At 66.8% G+C, this 15,594-nt stretch carries 15 protein-coding genes; 9 read left to right on the top strand and 6 right to left on the bottom strand.

The genetic code is table 11. The features are described 5' to 3' along the window. The first annotated feature begins 187 nt into the window (after positions 1 to 187). Positions 188 to 1,822 carry an ABC-F family ATP-binding cassette domain-containing protein gene (locus BLT25_RS07265; RefSeq protein ID WP_091043730.1) on the top strand — a complete coding sequence of 545 codons (1,635 nt, stop codon included), beginning with the start codon at positions 188 to 190 and terminating at the stop codon, positions 1,820 to 1,822. A 161-nt stretch (positions 1,823 to 1,983) separates the two neighbouring features. Then, positions 1,984 to 4,068: a RecQ family ATP-dependent DNA helicase gene (locus BLT25_RS07260; RefSeq protein ID WP_091044344.1), complete on the top strand. Its 2,085-nt coding sequence runs from the start codon at positions 1,984 to 1,986 to the stop codon at positions 4,066 to 4,068. A 133-nt stretch (positions 4,069 to 4,201) separates the two neighbouring features. Here the strand turns inward: BLT25_RS07260 and BLT25_RS07255 are convergent, their stop codons facing one another. Further along, positions 4,202 to 4,891, bottom strand: coding sequence for a response regulator transcription factor (locus BLT25_RS07255; RefSeq protein WP_091043727.1), 690 nt, complete (start codon positions 4,889 to 4,891; stop codon positions 4,202 to 4,204). Then, complete coding sequence (locus tag BLT25_RS07250; RefSeq protein ID WP_176883675.1) at positions 4,888 to 6,090, bottom strand: sensor histidine kinase; 1,203 nt, start codon at positions 6,088 to 6,090, stop codon at positions 4,888 to 4,890. The genes BLT25_RS07255 and BLT25_RS07250 overlap by 4 nt, the downstream gene beginning before the upstream one ends. 165 nt (positions 6,091 to 6,255) lie before the next feature. On the opposite strand from BLT25_RS07250, the gene BLT25_RS29770 reads away from it, so the two are divergent. The 3 genes from BLT25_RS29770 (at position 6,256) to BLT25_RS07240 (ending at position 8,271) form a co-directional block, all read left to right on the top strand. Beyond that, complete coding sequence (locus BLT25_RS29770; RefSeq protein ID WP_176883674.1) at positions 6,256 to 6,561, top strand: hypothetical protein; 306 nt, start codon at positions 6,256 to 6,258, stop codon at positions 6,559 to 6,561. Next, positions 6,548 to 7,822: a cytochrome P450 gene (locus BLT25_RS07245; RefSeq protein ID WP_091043724.1), complete on the top strand. Its 1,275-nt coding sequence runs from the start codon at positions 6,548 to 6,550 to the stop codon at positions 7,820 to 7,822. Before BLT25_RS29770 ends, BLT25_RS07245 begins: the two co-directional genes overlap by 14 nt. 68 nt (positions 7,823 to 7,890) lie before the next feature. Further along, on the top strand, positions 7,891 to 8,271 hold the full coding sequence (locus tag BLT25_RS07240) for a hypothetical protein (RefSeq protein ID WP_091043722.1): 381 nt from the start codon (positions 7,891 to 7,893) through the stop codon (positions 8,269 to 8,271). Positions 8,272 to 8,287: 16 nt separating this feature from the next. Here BLT25_RS07240 and BLT25_RS07235 read toward each other — a convergent pair whose 3' ends face one another. Continuing rightward, positions 8,288 to 8,902 carry a hypothetical protein gene (locus tag BLT25_RS07235; RefSeq protein ID WP_143033664.1) on the bottom strand — a complete coding sequence of 205 codons (615 nt, stop codon included), beginning with the start codon at positions 8,900 to 8,902 and terminating at the stop codon, positions 8,288 to 8,290. Here BLT25_RS07235 and BLT25_RS07230 point away from each other — a divergent pair. The 4 genes from BLT25_RS07230 (at position 8,901) to BLT25_RS07215 (ending at position 13,223) form a co-directional block, all read left to right on the top strand. Then, entirely contained in the window at positions 8,901 to 10,379 is a 1,479-nt protein-coding gene (locus BLT25_RS07230; protein ID WP_143033663.1) for a hypothetical protein, read from the top strand. The genes BLT25_RS07235 and BLT25_RS07230 overlap by 2 nt on opposite strands. 239 nt (positions 10,380 to 10,618) lie before the next feature. Further along, a complete protein-coding gene (locus tag BLT25_RS07225; RefSeq protein ID WP_091043716.1) occupies positions 10,619 to 11,056 on the top strand; it encodes a hypothetical protein in 438 nt (145 codons plus the stop codon). After that, the gene (locus BLT25_RS07220) at positions 11,053 to 12,732 is read left to right on the top strand and encodes a putative T7SS-secreted protein (protein ID WP_091043714.1); all 1,680 of its coding nucleotides are present in this window, start codon (positions 11,053 to 11,055) and stop codon (positions 12,730 to 12,732) included. The genes BLT25_RS07225 and BLT25_RS07220 overlap by 4 nt, the downstream gene beginning before the upstream one ends. Positions 12,733 to 12,812: 80 nt before the next feature. Then, positions 12,813 to 13,223: a hypothetical protein gene (locus BLT25_RS07215; RefSeq protein WP_143033662.1), complete on the top strand. Its 411-nt coding sequence runs from the start codon at positions 12,813 to 12,815 to the stop codon at positions 13,221 to 13,223. Positions 13,224 to 13,227: 4 nt separating this feature from the next. Here the strand turns inward: BLT25_RS07215 and BLT25_RS29445 are convergent, their stop codons facing one another. The 3 genes from BLT25_RS29445 to BLT25_RS07205 all read right to left on the bottom strand — a co-directional run bounded on the left by BLT25_RS29445 (position 13,228) and on the right by BLT25_RS07205 (position 15,566). After that, positions 13,228 to 13,716 carry a hypothetical protein gene (locus BLT25_RS29445; RefSeq protein WP_143033661.1) on the bottom strand — a complete coding sequence of 163 codons (489 nt, stop codon included), beginning with the start codon at positions 13,714 to 13,716 and terminating at the stop codon, positions 13,228 to 13,230. A gap of 115 nt (positions 13,717 to 13,831) precedes the next feature. Then, complete coding sequence (locus tag BLT25_RS07210; protein ID WP_091043710.1) at positions 13,832 to 14,389, bottom strand: DUF4333 domain-containing protein; 558 nt, start codon at positions 14,387 to 14,389, stop codon at positions 13,832 to 13,834. A 376-nt stretch (positions 14,390 to 14,765) separates the two neighbouring features. After that, positions 14,766 to 15,566, bottom strand: coding sequence for an endo alpha-1,4 polygalactosaminidase (locus BLT25_RS07205; protein WP_256328490.1), 801 nt, complete (start codon positions 15,564 to 15,566; stop codon positions 14,766 to 14,768). Between the last annotated feature and the right edge of the window lie 28 nt (positions 15,567 to 15,594).

Genomic DNA, 15,594 nt, shown 5'->3' with positions numbered 1-15,594 from the left:
ATAACGGTTCGCGTGGACGGGTGGTCGCTGTCTACCCTGGAGGCATGCACCCAGGTATCGCCTACATGCGCCTTCGCCCCGTCGCCTGACGGCGGCGCTGCGAGGCATACTCACGCCGCTGTCCGGCCATGCCGGGTAGCCGCTCTCGCGCTCCCGGCTCCCGTACGCGAGCTGGAAGTTCACTTTCGTGTCTGTACAGACCCACCACACCTCTGCCCACCTGCGCGCCGAGGACATCTCCGTCACCCGGGGCGGTCGCCCCGTCCTGCGCGGCGTCTCCCTGACCGTCTCCGCCGCCCAGCGGTCCCGGCTGGCCATCGTCGGCGAGAACGGCCGCGGCAAGACCACGCTGCTCCATGTCCTTGCCGGGCTGCTCGAACCCGACTCCGGCTGCGTTCAGCGGCATGGCAGTCTCGGTGTCGCGCAGCAGGCTCTGGACGTACGTCCCGGGGACACCGTCGGCACCCTCACCTCTGCCGCTCTGGCCGAGTCGCACGACGCGCTCCGCGCTCTCGACTCCGCGGCGGAGGCCCTGTCGGAGGATCCGACGGACGCCGACGGGACGTACGCCGCCGCGCTGGAGCGTGCGACCACGCTGGATGCCTGGGACGCCGATCGCCGGGTCCAGATCGCCCTGGAGGCGCTCGGTGCGTGCACCGATCACGGGCGAGAGCTGGCGACGCTGTCGGTCGGGCAGCGCTACCGGGTGCGGCTGGCCTGTCTGCTCGGGGCGCACCACGATCTCCTCGTGCTCGACGAGCCGACCAACCATCTCGACGCGTCCGGACTCGCGTTTCTGACCGAGAAGGTCCGAGCTCATGCCGGCGGCGTCGCGCTCGTCTCTCACGACCGCGCGCTGCTGCGCGAGGTCGGCGAGGAGTTCCTCGACCTGGATCCGAGCGAGGACGGCCGGCCCAGGACGTACGCCGGTGGCTACCAGGGCTGGCAGGACGGCCGGCGCCGCGACCGGGAACGCTGGGAGCAGGACTACGCGGCTCAGCAGGAGGAGCATCGGCGGCTGCAGGACTCGGTCTCGGTGGCGCGGGACCGGCTGAGCACCGGTTGGCGCCCGCCCAAGGGGACCGGGAAGCACCAGCGACAGACCCGCGCACCCGGGTTGGTGCGTTCCTTCAACCGTGACCTCGCGGCACTCGAAGCGCACCGCATCTCCGTGCCGGAGCCGCCGATGTCGCTCGGCTTCCCGACGCTCTCGCCGGGGGCCGGCACGCTGCTGCGTTGTGACGAGGTGTCGGTGCCGGATCGTCTGGGCGGACCCGTCTCCTTGGAGATCGCCGCCGGTGACCGGCTGCTGATCACCGGGCCGAACGGTGCCGGCAAGTCGACGTTGCTGCAGGTGCTGGGCGGACTGCTCGCGCCGGTCGCGGGGTCGGTCCGGACCTCGTCGGGGGTGCGGGTCGCGCTCGTCGGTCAGGAGGAGCCGGCGTGGTCCCCCGGTCTGACTGCGGCGGAGATCTACGCCGGGCACTGTGGGCAGCTGGTCACCGCCGGGTTGGTGCCGGAGCGGGCGATCCCCTCGCTCCGGTCGACCGGTCTGGTGGACGCGGAGGCGCGGCGTACGCCTGCTTCGCGGTTGTCCCAAGGGCAGCAGCGGCGGCTCGAGCTGGCGTTGCGGCTCGCCTCGCTCCCACAGCTGCTGATCCTGGACGAGCCGACCAACCATCTCTCGGCCGGCTTGGTCGACGAGCTGACGGCCGCGCTGCGCGCGACCTCCGCTGCGGTCGTGGTGGCCACTCACGATCGTCAGATGCTGAGTGATCTCGCCGGCTGGCCGAGGTTGGCGTTGGGGCATGCCGACTCATAGGCGACTGGGTCCCGACCCGCTTCGCGGGTTCGCGGGCTCACCCGCTGCGGACCCTCCTGAGCTTGTCGAAGGGCTCGCTCGACCTCCTCGCGTTGCTCCGCCGCTCGTTCCTCGCGGTGGAGCAGGCTCGGATGTCGGAGGTCCCTGATAGACCTGTGGTCATGACTGATCCGGCCGACGACGTACGTGCCCGCGCTGAGGCGCATCTGCGCGCCCTGGTGGGGCGCCCGGATGCGGCTCTGCGTGAGGACCAGTGGTCGGCGATCTCGGCGCTCGCCGTCGAGCGTCGCCGGGCACTGGTCGTGCAGAAGACCGGTTGGGGGAAGTCGGCGGTCTACTTCGTGGCGACGCTGCTGCTCCGCGAGGCCGGTCTCGGGCCGACCGTGATCGTCTCGCCGTTGCTCGCGCTGATGCGCAACCAGATCGCGGCGGCGCAGCGGGCGGGGATCAGGGCGGTGACGATCAACTCGACCAACCCGGAGGACTGGATCTCGATCGAGGAGGCCATCCACGCCGGTGAGGTGGATGTCCTGCTGGTCTCCCCCGAGCGCCTCAACAACCCGAAGTTCCGCGACGCGGTGCTGCCCCGGCTGGCTGCCGAGTGCGGCCTGCTGGTGGTCGACGAAGCCCACTGCATCTCCGACTGGGGGCACGACTTCCGGCCCGACTACCGCCGGATCCGTACGTTGCTGGCCGATCTTCCCGACGGGATCCCGGTGCTCGCGACGACCGCGACCGCCAACTCTCGGGTGACCTCGGACGTCGCCGAGCAGATGGGCGAGGGGGTCCTCGTGCTTCGCGGATCGCTGGACCGGGAGTCGCTGCGGCTCGGGGTGGTCACGCTGAAGACTCCCGAGCAGCGCCTGGCCTGGCTCTCCGACCATCTCTCCGAGCAGCCCGGTTCGGGCATCGTCTACTGCCTGACCGTGGCCGCGACCGAGGAGATCGCCGACTATCTGCGCTCGCGCGGTCATGACGTGGCCGCCTACTCGGGGCGCACGGAGGCCGCCGAGCGGGCCGACCTGGAGGAGTCGCTGGCCGCCGGGAAGGTCAAGGCGCTGGTCGCGACCTCGGCGCTCGGGATGGGCTTCGACGCGACGCTCGGGTTCGTGGTCAACATGGGGGCGCCGTCCTCGCCTGTCTCCTACTACCAGCAGGTCGGCCGTGCCGGGCGTGGCACCTCCGACGCCTCCGTCGTGCTGCTTCCCGGCATCGAGGACCGCGACATCTGGGCCTACTTCGCCTCGTTGGCGTTCCCGCGCGAGGAGCAGGTGCGGCAGACCCTGGGGGTTCTGTCTGAGGCGGGCCGGGCCCTGTCGACGCAGGCGTTGGAGACGTACGTCGACCTGTCCCGGTCACGCCTGGAGCAGATGCTCAAGGTGCTCGACGTCGACGGCGCCGCCCGCCGGGTCGGCGGCGGCTGGGAGGCGACCGGTGTCCCGTGGGACTACGACGCGGAGCGGTATGAACGCGTCGCTCAGGCCAGGCGCCGCGAGCAGGACGCGATGCTCGCCTACATCTCGACCGACCAGTGCCGGATGCGGTTCCTGCGCGAGCAGCTCGACGATCCCGGTGCCGTCGACTGCGGTCGGTGCGACAACTGCGGTGGCTTCGCGGTGACGTCGTCGGTCTCCGAGGGTGCGGTCGAGGAGGCCTCGGCGCGGCTGTCGCGTCCCGGAGTGGTCGTGGAGCCGAAGAAGATGTGGCCCACCGGCCTCGACCGGCTCGGCATCTCGCTGAAGGGCAAGATCAAGGACGGCCCGCTCGAGGGGCGCGCGGTCGCGCGGCTGACCGACCTCGGCTACGGCCAGGCGCTGCGCGACCTCTTCCGCGAACCCGCACAGGACGGCCCGGTCCCGGTGCCGCTGGTGAAGGCGGTCGTCGAGGTCCTGGGCGACTGGCGTCCTCGGGTCGGTGGCATCGTCTACGTCGAGTCGATGACCCGCCCCACCCTGACCCGAGACTTCGCCGAAGGCCTCTCCCGCTATCTCCGCGTTCCCGTCCTCGGCTCGTGGGCCATCGTCGACCCAGATGTCGGCCCCGGCCAGGGCGCCTCCAACTCCGCCCAGCGCGTCGCCGCCATCGGCCGCCGTTTCTCCCTCCACGCCGACGTCCCGCCCGGTGCCGACGTACTCCTCATCGACGACCGCCTCGCGACCGGCTGGACCGTCACCCTCGCCGCCCGAGCCCTCCTCGACGCAGGTGCCGCCACCGTCCACCCCCTCGTCCTCGCCACCACCACCTGAACCACTCCTGTTGGTCGAGCCGCCGGAGCCGCTAGGCGGAGGCGTGTCGAGGCCAACACGGTCCCATCGAGCGCCAAGGGGACTGTGTTGGTCTCGACACCGCTCGCTGCGCTCGCGGGCTCGACCAGCGGGGTCAGGTGGCGGGCCGGACGATGCCGTGGTCGTACGCGAAGACGATGGCGGCGGCGCGGTCGCGGAGGTCGAGCTTGGCGAAGATGCGGCCGATGTGGGACTTGACGGTGAGCTCGGAGATGACGAGCCGTTCGGCGATCTCGGAGTTGGTCCAGCCGGAGGCGAGGCCGCGGAGGACCTCGAGCTCGCGGTCGGTGAGCTCGGAGACCTCGACGGCGCTCGACGCCGGCGCGACGGCGGAGCGGTAGGTGGCCAGGACACGGCCGGTGATCGCGGGGTCGAGCCAGGCGTCGCCGAGTGCGACGGAGCGTACGGCCATGACCAGCTCCTCGGCGGGCGAGTCCTTGAGCATGAAGCCGGCGGCCCCGGCGCGGAGGGCGCCGGAGACGAGCTCGTCCTCGTCGAACGTGGTCAGCACCAGCACCGGCGGCGCCGACGGCAGGGCACGCACGAGGCCGGTCGCGGTGATCCCGTCGACCTGCCGCATCCGCAGATCCATCACCACCACGTCGGCGGGGTTGGCCTCGAGGGCCGCGACCACCTCCGAGCCGTCGGCGCACTCGGCGACGATCTCCAGCCCGTCGCGCCGTCGCAGGATGCGGCGCAGGCCGCTGCGTACGAGCTCCTGGTCGTCGACCACGATCACCCGGATCGGCTCGGATCCGTTGACGGGGCCCTTGACCGAGGTCATGCCAGGGCCCTGCGTACGAGACAGTGCGGTGGGATCACCAGGTCAACCTTCCACATCGACTCCTCGGCTCCCGCCGACAGTCGGCCGCGGAGCTGCTCGGCTCGGGCCGCCATGCCGGCCAGCCCGGACCCCTCGCCGACCCCTCGCCGGCTGCCGACGAGCGGGTTCTGCACGGAGAGACGTACGCCGTCGGCGACCGCCAACGAGACCGAGACCGGCGCCCCGGGAGCATGCCGGATGGCGTTGGCGAGCGACTCCTGCAGGATCCGGTAGATGCCCAGCCCGACGCCGGCGTCGATCCGGGAGAGATCCCCGGACGACGAGAAGGTGATCGACTGCCCCGCGCTGCGGCCCTCCTCCACGAGCCGGACCACGTCCGCGGCTCCGGGGAGCGGCGCCGTCCCGGCGCCGGAGGTCGTCAGCAGGCCCGTCGTACGGCGGATCTCGGCCATCGCCCGGCGCCCGACGGCCTCCGCCTCGGTGAGTGCGGACACGGCCTCGTCGGGGTCGTCACCCTCGGCGACGGAGCGTCGCGCCGCGGTCAGATGCAGCAGCGTGATCGAGAGCGAGTGGCCGACCAGGTCGTGGATCTCGCGCGCGATCCGGGTGCGCTCGGCCTCGGTCGCGCGAGCATGCTCCTGCGATCGGGCGAGCCGTTCGGCGCGCAGCGCCCGCATCTGGGCGAGCATCATCAGCCCGCAGACCCAGCCGACGAAGAGCAGCAGGAAATGGACCCCGATCCCGCTGGGTGTGTCCGCGGCGAAGACCCCCATCACCACCCCGGAGGCGATGCCGTAGAGGGTGCCGGTGCGGAGGCCCTCGCGAATGACCATCTCGAGGGTGATCGGGACCAGCACGGCAGGCGCGAAGTCGTGCTGCGGCCAGAACCCCGACGCGGGCTGGGACATCAGCCAGGCAGCCCCGGCGAGCGTCGGCACCGCGTCGATGACCCACAGGTTGTGCTTGAGCCAGGTGCTCGAGGTCGGCACGAAGAAGAGGCTCAGCGACGGGATCACGATGATCAGGCTGGCGATGACCGCGGGCCCGGTGGCCTCACGCTGAAGCGCTGCCACCGTGACCACCCCGATCAGGGCGCCGGCCGAGAGCAGCGGCGCCCACCAGGGGATGTCGAGGCCCTTGCCGCGTACGCGTCCGTCCATGAAGTCGCGCAAGCCGCGAGCCAGGCTCTGGACACTCATGCTCTTCAGTCTAGGAAGACGTGACCCGGGTCGCATCCGACCGTGGCAGGCGGCCGGCCTCCTACCAGGGTAGGAGCGCAGGTGCCTGCCAGCGTCCGATGTGTCCAGGCGCGGTCGGTCCGTAGCGTCGTTCCCATCCCGACGACAACGGAGACGGTGAGGACGATGACGTGGACGCAGACCCATGAACGCTACCGGCTGCTGAACGAGGCGGAGGCGGAGCTGCGCGCCGGTTTCGCTCGCCGGCTGCCCTGGTCGCCGGTCTACGCCGAGGCGTTCGGCACTCCCGAGAGTCTGGCCCAGGCCCTGCGCCACCGGTGGCGGATCCGCTTCCAGGCGCAGCTCGACCCGACGCTCTCGCAGGAGGACTACGAGGCGACCTTCGCCGACCTGCTGGCCGACCTCGCGCCGCTCATGGGCCGGATCGGCACCCACGAGTTCAGCGAGGAGCTGGCCGATGCGTCGGCGTGAGCTGCCGAGGTCGTACGCCCGCTGGGCCCTCTCCCAGGGCATCAACCGTGCGGTGCTGAGCTTCGCGTCGAGGCGTGGCGACCCGCTCGCCGAGCTGATGTGGACGCAGGAGGTGCCGGACTACCGGCGCCTGCGGGCGCGCGGCCCTATCCACATGAACCCGTTCATGGCCGGCACGGTCTCGTACGCCGCCGCCAACGAGATCCTGCGCAGCAGCGACTTCGGCGTCGGTGACGGTCAGGGCGAGCTGCCGGTGCCGCTGCGGTGGCTGCTCGGCAAGGTGAGCGCGCCCGACGTCCTGGGCCCGGTCGACCCGCCGTCGATGCTCGCCGTCGACCCACCCCTGCACACCCGCTACCGCAAGCACGTCTCGAAGGCGTTCACCGCCCGCCGGATCAGCTCGATGGCGGAGATGGTCACCGCGGTCGCCGGCGACCTGCTCGACGAGATCGACCCGCGCGAGGGGCAGGTCGACATCATCGAGGAGTACGCCGCCAAGCTCCCGATCGCCGTCATCGCCGAGCTCCTGGGTGTGCCCGCCGCGGATCGTGCCGACATCCTCCGTTGGGGCGACCAGGCCGCCGCCATCCTCGACCCGGGGCTGTCCTGGCGGGACTACTCCCAGGTCGAGACCGCGATGAGGTCCCTGCACCACTGGTTCGAGGACCACGTACGCCGCCTCCGCTCCGACCCCGGCGACGACCTCCTCAGCGCCCTGGTGATCGCCGGCGACCTCGACGACGTCGAGCTCCACGCCCTCGGGCTGTTGTTGCTGGCGGCCGGCTTCGAGACCACCGTCAACCTGCTGGGGAACGCGGTCGCGGCCCTGGACGCCCACCCGTCCCAGCGCGCCCTGCTCCTCCACGATCCGTCCCTCGTCGACGGGGTCATCGAGGAGACCCTGCGCTGGGACCCGCCCGTCATGGCCACCGTCCGCGAGGCCTATGCGGCGACTCGCGTCGGTGGTGTGGACGTCGCCAGAGGCACTGCTGTCGCCGTGGTCCTCGGCGGCGCCAACCGCGACCCGTCGGTGTTCGACGACCCCGACACGTACGACATCACCCGCCCGAACGCCGACCAGCACCTCTCCTTCTCCGCCGGCGCCCACTTCTGCCTCGGCGCCAGCCTCGCCCGCCTCGAAGCCCGCGTCGGCCTCCGCATGTTGCTCGACCGCTTCCCCGACCTGCGAGTCACAAGCGAAGCCGTACGCCGCCCCACCCGCATCCTCCGCGGCTACGCATCCCTGCCCGTCACCCTGTGAGGCGTGGTGTACTACTCCTACTGAGGCACCCGCCGGGGGTGCGATCGGAAGCCTCGGGAGGGCGGACCATGGGTAACGGCGACGAGCTCAGCGTCAAATACGACACGCTGAACCGAGTTCGCGGCGACCTCGAGGAACAGAAGTCGAAAGTTGAGAGTCTCGACCTCGGTGGGGCGCCGGCCATCGCGGCGTTTGGTGGCTCCGCGAAGGGCGAATGGCTCGCGAACGCCGTCGTCAAGGGGCATCAGAACATCAAAGAGGCCAAGCGGGACACGGTGCAAGGCTTGGAGAAATACGCCAGTGCGGTCGACGACGCCATGCACGACATCGCTGCAACCGACGAGGGTGCCGCGATCGTCGCGAAGAAGATGGCTGACGCGCTTGCCTTGATGAGCAACCCGCTCGTGCTCTTCACCAAGGATTTTGGCGGCAAGATCCCGCTTATCTGACGGGTCTCAGATCAATTCAAAGGACCTTGTACGTAGGCATGATCTGGGCGATCAACGTCTCTGAGCCCTTGCGATCTATGTCGGCCTTGTTGAAGTCCCAAGTCACGGTGACCTGATCGCCGGCCTCGGGCGCAAGAGTTCCGTAGACGTCCTGCCACTTGTTCTCCGTCTCACCGCGGAAGTGGAAGAAGAGGGCGTCATTGATCGTCTCGTCGGGCAGGCGCTTGAGGTTTGTCAAGTCCTTGCTCAGGTCCTTCTCATGGAGATCTGCGAGTTCCTGAAGCTCATCTTCCGTGCCGTCGTTGCGGTACACATTGGCCTGGATGTTGCCGAATCCGGGCGAGATCCCGATCGCGTCCTTCGGGGCCCGCATCGTTTGCGAGTCGTCGCCATCTGAGGTCACCGTCCAGTCTGCGGGGACGTGCAGTTGCGCCGCGCCCACTGACGCGGTTTGCCAGTCCGAGGGCACCTCAGGTTCATTTGACGCTGAAGGCGCCGCAGTACCGGTCCCTGTGCTCGTTGCGCCCGGGGTGGATGGATCTTTCGGCGGGGTGTTGTCCGAGGAACAACCGGAGACGGCCAGAGCCACGGTGAGTGTCAGAGTGGCGGTAATCGCCCGAGACGTCTTCATGGATCGCACTCTAGAGCAACTGCCGCAGGCGCGTGGCGCCCGCAACCGTCATACTGTTCAATGGGGCTGGCGGGGCATCAGCGCCCGGAAATTCAGTCGCTCGGGAGGGATCGACATGTCGGTACGCGGACCTTGGATGCAAAGACTGGGCGACTACGTCAAGGGTGCAGACATCGCAGCAATCGACAGGTTGATCGAACAGTGGGGCAACGCCGATACGAGGTTCCGCGCGTCTGGCCACACCCTTGAACAGAGCGGCAAGGCGGCGGAGGAGGGATTCTCGGCCGCGTCGATGTCGGGTCAGGCCGCCCGCCAGAGCATGGTGGCGTCGGGCGACAAGACGACCGAGAAGGCTGACACTCTCAAGAAGGCTGTGGCCGCGCTGGAGGATGTGCGCGGCAAGATGTCTACGGCGATCCGCGAACACGCTCGTCTCGAGGCAACCCTGCCCGCTTCCCACGGCGCTCCGCCAGACGCCTCCGACCCGAAGTACGCTCAGTCAGGAACAGGTGTCGACGCAGCAAAGGCGACGGAGAACCAGAAAGCCCTCCAGGCTGATCGTGCCGCCCACGCCGCGCGGGAGGCCGCGATCGCCGATGCCGAGCGGGTCGCGGCGCAACACGTGCAGGACGTCGATACTTCGGTTGACGAGGCTGAGCCGAAGGTCCGGGCTCTCTATGACGATGGCAGCAGTTCTGATCCGGTTCCTGCCGGCAGTTCCGGCTCGCCCGGGTCGGCTAGTCAGGTAGCGGCCGCAGAGGCGCGCATTGCGAAGTACAACTCCGGCACCCTCTACTCCGACGGCTGGGGCCACGAGCTGATCGCTCAGGAGAAGGCGAACATCGAGGCGCACAAGGCCGAGAACAAGCCCGAGTGGAACGGGACCCAGTGGATCAACGCCGACGGTACCCCCGCTCCCGCGACCTCGTACGCGATGGTCGAGACCGCTGACGGCCTCGCTCCGCTGAGCGGCGGCACGGGAGGCATGTCCGCCCTCGCGATCGCCGGCGGCGGAGCCCTGCTCGGTGCCGGCGTGGCCAAGGCGATCGCCAGCAAGCTCTCCGCTGGTGCATCTGCGAAGGCAGCAACTGCCGGCGCTGCGTCGAGGTCCGGCGCTGCCCGGTCGACAGCCGCCAAGGCCGGCACTGCCGGTGCCCGCGCGGGCTCCGGCGCCGGTGCGGGCGCTCGCGGTGCGGGTGCCCGTGGCACGGGAGCCGGCGGCCGTGGAACCGGGGCTGGAGGTCGTGGAGCCGGCCGTGCCGGCGCTGGCGGCCGTGGTGGACCCGGTGCAGCTGGCGGCCGTGGTGGCAAGAACAAGGACCAGAACGGCAGCCAGAACCAAGAGTGGGAAGCCGACTACACCGACGACTGGACCGAGACCGCCAGCGACGTCCTGGACCCCAATGCCTCCCGCGGCTGGGCCCCCAACACGCAGCACGGCGATGACTCTGGCGACGGCAAGAGCCGCCGCAGCTAGTTTGGATCGTTCGTCGAACACGGCCGCTGGGCCGACCTTGATTCGTCGAGCCAGCGTCGTGTGCTAGGCGTTTCACGAGTTTGGCGTTGACTGTGTTGCCTTGATCGTGCCAATTTTAACTTGGGGCTGAAGGGCTCCTGTTTCCTCGGGTAGACAGAATTTTCTTGTGTCGAATGTGTTTGAACTGCTGACTTCTGGGGAAGAAGACAAGTAACAACCACAGCGCACGGGGGATTCAAGTGAACGGGTACGAGGTCACAGTTGAGGATCTGAGGCGCGCGTCGCGTAAGTACGACGCGCTCGTCGAGGACTTGGGGTCGTCGAAGATGCCAGACTCGGCGCTCAGCGCCGACCGCCTCGGTCACAATGAGGTCGCCTCCTGGCTGAAGGAAGTCGTCAACGAGTCGAAGGACGCTCACAAGGAACTCAAGGACGGCCTCGACCGCATCTCCGAATTCCTCATCGACAAGGCCCGGGACTACGAGCAGGGAGACCTCGACAGTGAGGGTCTGATGAAACGTGGTCAGACCGATCTTGACAACGGCACGCTCCTCAACAGGTGGAGACAAGGTCAGTCACCGAGGAACGCACAACTCTTGCCAGGTGAGTGGACGCCAGGGCAGGCCCCAGGGAATGTCCAACCGCTCACCGACACCTGGCCGAAGGGCAACTCATGACGCTCCCGCAGGGTGCGGAGCTCGGCACGACCAACGACCCCAAGGCCCTGATTGTCGGTGACAAGGCGGCGGTGGCTGAGCAAGCCACCGCGATCCTCGATGAGCAACGCCGTATCGGCAAGTTTCTCGACAGTCTTAACGGCCTTGCCATCGACAGCTGGCAAGGGGGATTCGGCCAGTTGCAGTACGGCAGCCTAAAAATCGCTGAAGCGACGAAGTTGGGGGCGTATCGAGACGTGCTCAAGGAGGCTGGCACGCGCCTCAACGACTACTCAGACGCGCTCGCATCGGCTCAGAGTCGCGCCCAGGACGCCATCGATAAGTGGAACGAAGGCGAGCGGGTTACGAAAGAGGCCCTCGCTGACCACAACGCCGCCGTCAAGTCCCACAATGATCGCGTCGACGCGCACAACGCCAGGATGAAGGCGGGGCTCCCGGTTCCGGCGATCGCCTTCGCTCCACCCGGTCCTTTCGTTGACGCGGGTGAGACTCTGCGTAAGGAGGCTGAGGAGATCCTCGAGGACGCCCGGGAGGAGTTGGACAGCGCAGGAAACACCGCGGTCAATCCCACATCGCCGTTCGCCGGGGTATCAAACTCCGCAGATGGAAAGGCAAATGGCGGGTTTCCCGGATTTGGAGTGTTCGGCGACTTGAAGAGCGCCTTCCAAAAGGGGCGGGATCTCAGCAATGGAGGCGGCGACTTTCCGGGAGAGTTCATGAACTGGAAGGCGGACGCGAGCGGGAAGTCACAGGCGAATCTTCCGTTCGGATCGCCGGACGAATGGAGCATCAAGGCAGGATCTGCTGGGTTCGAGGGTGCGGTGTATGACCTTCAAGGGAAGTTTGATCAGGAGATCGGCGAACTACAGTTTCACGCCGATGGAACGGTCACTGTGTTGGGGGCCAGCGGTGAAGCGTTCGCCAGGATCGACAAGGACGGACTTGCGTTAGGGGCGGAAGGTCATTTACGCCTCGTCGAAGCCAAAGGTGGGGCCTCGGTTAAGTACGATGAGGTTGAGGCCTATGGTAAGGGCAGCGCTTATATCGGTGCCGATGGTATTGCGCGCGTTGATGCCGATAAAGAGGGCGTCCATGCTGATCTGGGAGCGTTTGCCGGCGGCAAGGCCGCTCTCGAAGGTGGCTTTAGGGCAGGAGGTATTGGAGTCGGGCTAACAGGCGAAGGGTGGGCGGGAGCCGGCGCCGAGGCTGAGTTCGATGCTGGCTTTAACGAGGACGGGAAGTTCGTCCTCAACGCCAAGACTGGTGTGGCTGCCGAATACGGAGGCGCCTTCGGGGCTAATATCAGTGTCGACCCAGACGAGGTAAAGAATTCTGCGATCGAGACGATCAAGGATCCGAGGAAATTGGCGGACTATCAAGTGTCCCCGGACGAGATGGCGGACGGCGGAAAATGGCTCTACTCGCATCGACAGGAGATCGGCGACGGAGCTAAGGCTTTGGGGGGTGCTGCATGGGACAACCGTGAGGAAATTGCGAGGCACGTGGTTGATAGCAAAGTTCACACGCCGAGCGAGATTGCTGAGAGCGGTGCGATTCTGGCCGGTGTTGCATATGAACACAGAGAAGCGATTGGCGACGCGGCGACGCTTGACGCCGACGAACTTAAGAGCGCCGGATCGAAAGTAGCGCGAGGCGTGAAGGGCCTTTTCGAATGAGTGCGACAAGGCTGCCTGTGCCGTTACAGTTGAAGCTTCCGTCCGCGAGTTGGCATCGAATCGATCCAGAGGTGTTGTCGATGGCGCCCGTCGGGTTTTTGGCCGTGCGCGCCGTGGAAAAAGGCGAGTATGTGCCAACTCTGATAGTGGATGGAGAAGTCCACGAGGGTGACTTTGAAGTCGAGAAACTCGCTGACGAGGTAGTGGTGAGCCTCCGAGATCAGTGTGACCACGCTGGTTTGGTCAAGCGTCGTGAGAGCAGTACCGATAACTCGTCGTCGATTCTTCAGTTGATAGAGATCGAGGAGCAGAGGGACGGTCGGCGGTTTGACCTCCAGCAGGTTCAGGTGCTGCAGATGATCCAAGATCTAGCGCAACCTGCACGCCGGTACCTGTTGACTTTCACTATGATTAGTGAATTTAAGAAACGACAACAACTTCAAGACGAATTCGCGGACTTTATGGATTCGGTTTCGTTTCTATCGAACTGACGGATTAGGGAGCAAAGAATCGTCCAACCGCATTCTGGTGATTCCATCCGTGAGCATGCAGCCACTCAAAAAGGTGCGCCTTGATCCGGTCCTCGCGGAAGACGTAAGGTGAATCCTTGTCTTCCTGTTCATCTTCTGGGTTTGTGTCGCCTGCTTTGCCGCCCAGAGTGAACGAGAAGTCCTTCGTTATTCGCTTTCCTGAACTCCATGTCATCCCGCTTGTCTTGAATCCGGAATCGTCGTATCCGGCCGCTCCGAAAGGGGCCGACCTACGCGTCTCGTTGTAGTTGAATGTTCCGTTCGCCTGATTCAGGGTAACGGTTAGCCGATAGGTCTGGTCGGCTTGGTCTTCTTGTGTTGGGTAGAGAGCCGAGACTTTCGCCATGTCCCACCAGCCAAGAATTTGAATTCCTTCGGCGTAGTAGCTGAATGGCTGGTCGGCGACGTTGAGAGTGACGATCTGCGGAAGCATCTCAGCTAGCGGTGTTGGCATGCCAGAGACGATACGCCCAAATACATTCGGACGTACACCCGGAAGCTTCGCCAGTGCGGTGGTGAGCCTCGATGGTGGGCCGGGTTTGTGAACTCGTTACATAAGTTCCTGGTCGTCAGCCGTCGACCTCGACCCCAAAGTCTACATTGCTGCCCTCGACCGCGCGGATGGTGACCGTGAGTCCAAGTTGGTCGGTGCCAGCCGTGAGCGTGCACCTCATTGTCTCGCCGACTGTTCCGTTGAGATCACCGGGGCAGTCGATCTTGTCTGGCCGCTGGCCGACCTCCTGCTCAAGGATATCCGCGACCTTCTTTTCGAGTGTTGCCTTATCGACTGTGGGGTTTGCCGGGAGGCTGGTGCCGGTGGATTCTACAACCTTGTATCGGAACTTGATGTTAGTTCCGTCGACCTCCGTTACCGTGAGCTTGACGGTGTGGGTTTCGCCGGTTGCAGAGACGCTGCACTTCAGGACCGCGTCCTTCTTGCCAGGCAGGTCGCCAGGACAGTCGACATCGTCGGGTCGAACCCCGGTCTGTTTCTCGAGTAGTTGGGCTAGTTGCTTCTCGGTCTTCTCTTCGCTGAGGGACGCGCCGGCGCTCATCGATGCCGAGCAAGCCGAGACCGGGACGACAATTGCGCAGAGGACGGCCGAGATGGCGCGTGTGATCGTCATGCCGCTATGAAACCACGGCAAAATGGTTGGGATTGGCAAGCAGGGCCGGGCTACCAGCAGCGGCCGCGGCCTGCGTACGTGAGTTGAGCGGTTCAGTGGAGGACCGGAGGAGCCGTTCCATGGCCGGCCTTGGTCTTGGGCAGGCCACCCGGGGATGAGTATCAGGATCGCGGCGATCACGAAGGTGTCGAGACGTCTTGAGCCGTCTCCTAGGGGATGGCCCAGAAGACCTCTGGCACTTTGGCAGGGTCGATGCTCGCGCTCGTCGGCGCGGTCATCCGTTGCGGAGGTAGCCCCTTGCGAAATGGCGTCCGGGCAGTGTGCTGAGAAAGGTCGTTGCAAACTGTCCGCGCGTTCAGATTTCAGGAACCCGCGTTTAGCAGGCGTCGTAGGTATACGCAGGATTGCTCTGTCCGACGAGGTCGCGGTCGCGGAGGATGGTGAGCGGGGCGCGGGCGGGGTCGGCGCAGACGGCTTCGAAGACTATGTCGGCTTCGGCTAGGGAGTCGGGGTATTCGATCTGGAGCACGTGCGAGCCGTAGACGTCGGTGTAGGCGGCGCACTCGGAGTAGGCGCCGCACTCCTCGACGACGGCGAAGTCGAAGCCGAGGTCGTCGTGGGCGGGGCGGGCGGCTTCGGCGGCGTTCTTCTGGGCTATCGCGAGGCCCTCGTCGTGAGCTGTCGAGACGTAGGACTCGGCGAGGGCGAGAGCGCCCTCCTGCGAGATCGCGTCGAAGCGGGTCCAGGTGTCGAGGTTGTCGATCTCCACCGCGTCGAAGCCGGCGTCCGCGCAGTCCGAGATGATCGGGGCGACGACCTCGAGGATCGCCTCGCGGGCGGACGCGGTGGAGGGGTCGAGGATGAGTTCGTCGGGCCAGTCGGGGTCGCGTACGGGCTTGCCGGAGGCATCGCGCAGCAGCGCCGATGCGTGCTCGGACCAGTCGGCGTCGGGCTGGGTCTGGAAGCCGTTGACGTAGCAGACGTTGTAGGCGCCATCGAGGGGTGCGGCGGTGGCGTCGCGGGCGACCACGTCGATCCGGGTGCCGTCGGACAGGTGGTCCGCGGTGCCGCCGAGTTGGTAGTCGAAAACGCCGTCGGTCGGCGGGAGGTCGGGAGCTGTGTCGTCGGCAGCTGGCGACGCAGGGGAACCGCACGCGGCCAACAAGATCAGGCTCACAAGCAGAACGAGGGCCGGGCTGCCAGCG

Source organism: Nocardioides sp. YR527 (genome assembly GCF_900101045.1).
Lineage (GTDB): Bacteria > Actinomycetota > Actinomycetes > Propionibacteriales > Nocardioidaceae > Nocardioides.
Note: the sequence above shows the minus strand (reverse complement) of the source record. Positions and strands in the feature narration are given on the sequence as shown.

Coding starts and splice junctions, on each gene's coding strand:
- BLT25_RS07260 (WP_091044344.1), top strand. CDS start 1,984: ATGACTGATCCGGCCGACGACGTACGTGCCCGCGCTGAGGCGCATCTG.
- BLT25_RS07255 (WP_091043727.1), bottom strand. CDS start 4,891: ATGACCTCGGTCAAGGGCCCCGTCAACGGATCCGAGCCGATCCGGGTG.
- BLT25_RS07250 (WP_176883675.1), bottom strand. CDS start 6,090: ATGAGTGTCCAGAGCCTGGCTCGCGGCTTGCGCGACTTCATGGACGGA.
- BLT25_RS29770 (WP_176883674.1), top strand. CDS start 6,256: ATGACGTGGACGCAGACCCATGAACGCTACCGGCTGCTGAACGAGGCG.
- BLT25_RS07245 (WP_091043724.1), top strand. CDS start 6,548: ATGCGTCGGCGTGAGCTGCCGAGGTCGTACGCCCGCTGGGCCCTCTCC.
- BLT25_RS07240 (WP_091043722.1), top strand. CDS start 7,891: ATGGGTAACGGCGACGAGCTCAGCGTCAAATACGACACGCTGAACCGA.
- BLT25_RS07230 (WP_143033663.1), top strand. CDS start 8,901: ATGGATCGCACTCTAGAGCAACTGCCGCAGGCGCGTGGCGCCCGCAAC.
- BLT25_RS07235 (WP_143033664.1), bottom strand. CDS start 8,902: ATGAAGACGTCTCGGGCGATTACCGCCACTCTGACACTCACCGTGGCT.
- BLT25_RS07220 (WP_091043714.1), top strand. CDS start 11,053: ATGACGCTCCCGCAGGGTGCGGAGCTCGGCACGACCAACGACCCCAAG.
- BLT25_RS07215 (WP_143033662.1), top strand. CDS start 12,813: ATGGCGCCCGTCGGGTTTTTGGCCGTGCGCGCCGTGGAAAAAGGCGAG.
- BLT25_RS29445 (WP_143033661.1), bottom strand. CDS start 13,716: ATGCCAACACCGCTAGCTGAGATGCTTCCGCAGATCGTCACTCTCAAC.
- BLT25_RS07210 (WP_091043710.1), bottom strand. CDS start 14,389: ATGACGATCACACGCGCCATCTCGGCCGTCCTCTGCGCAATTGTCGTC.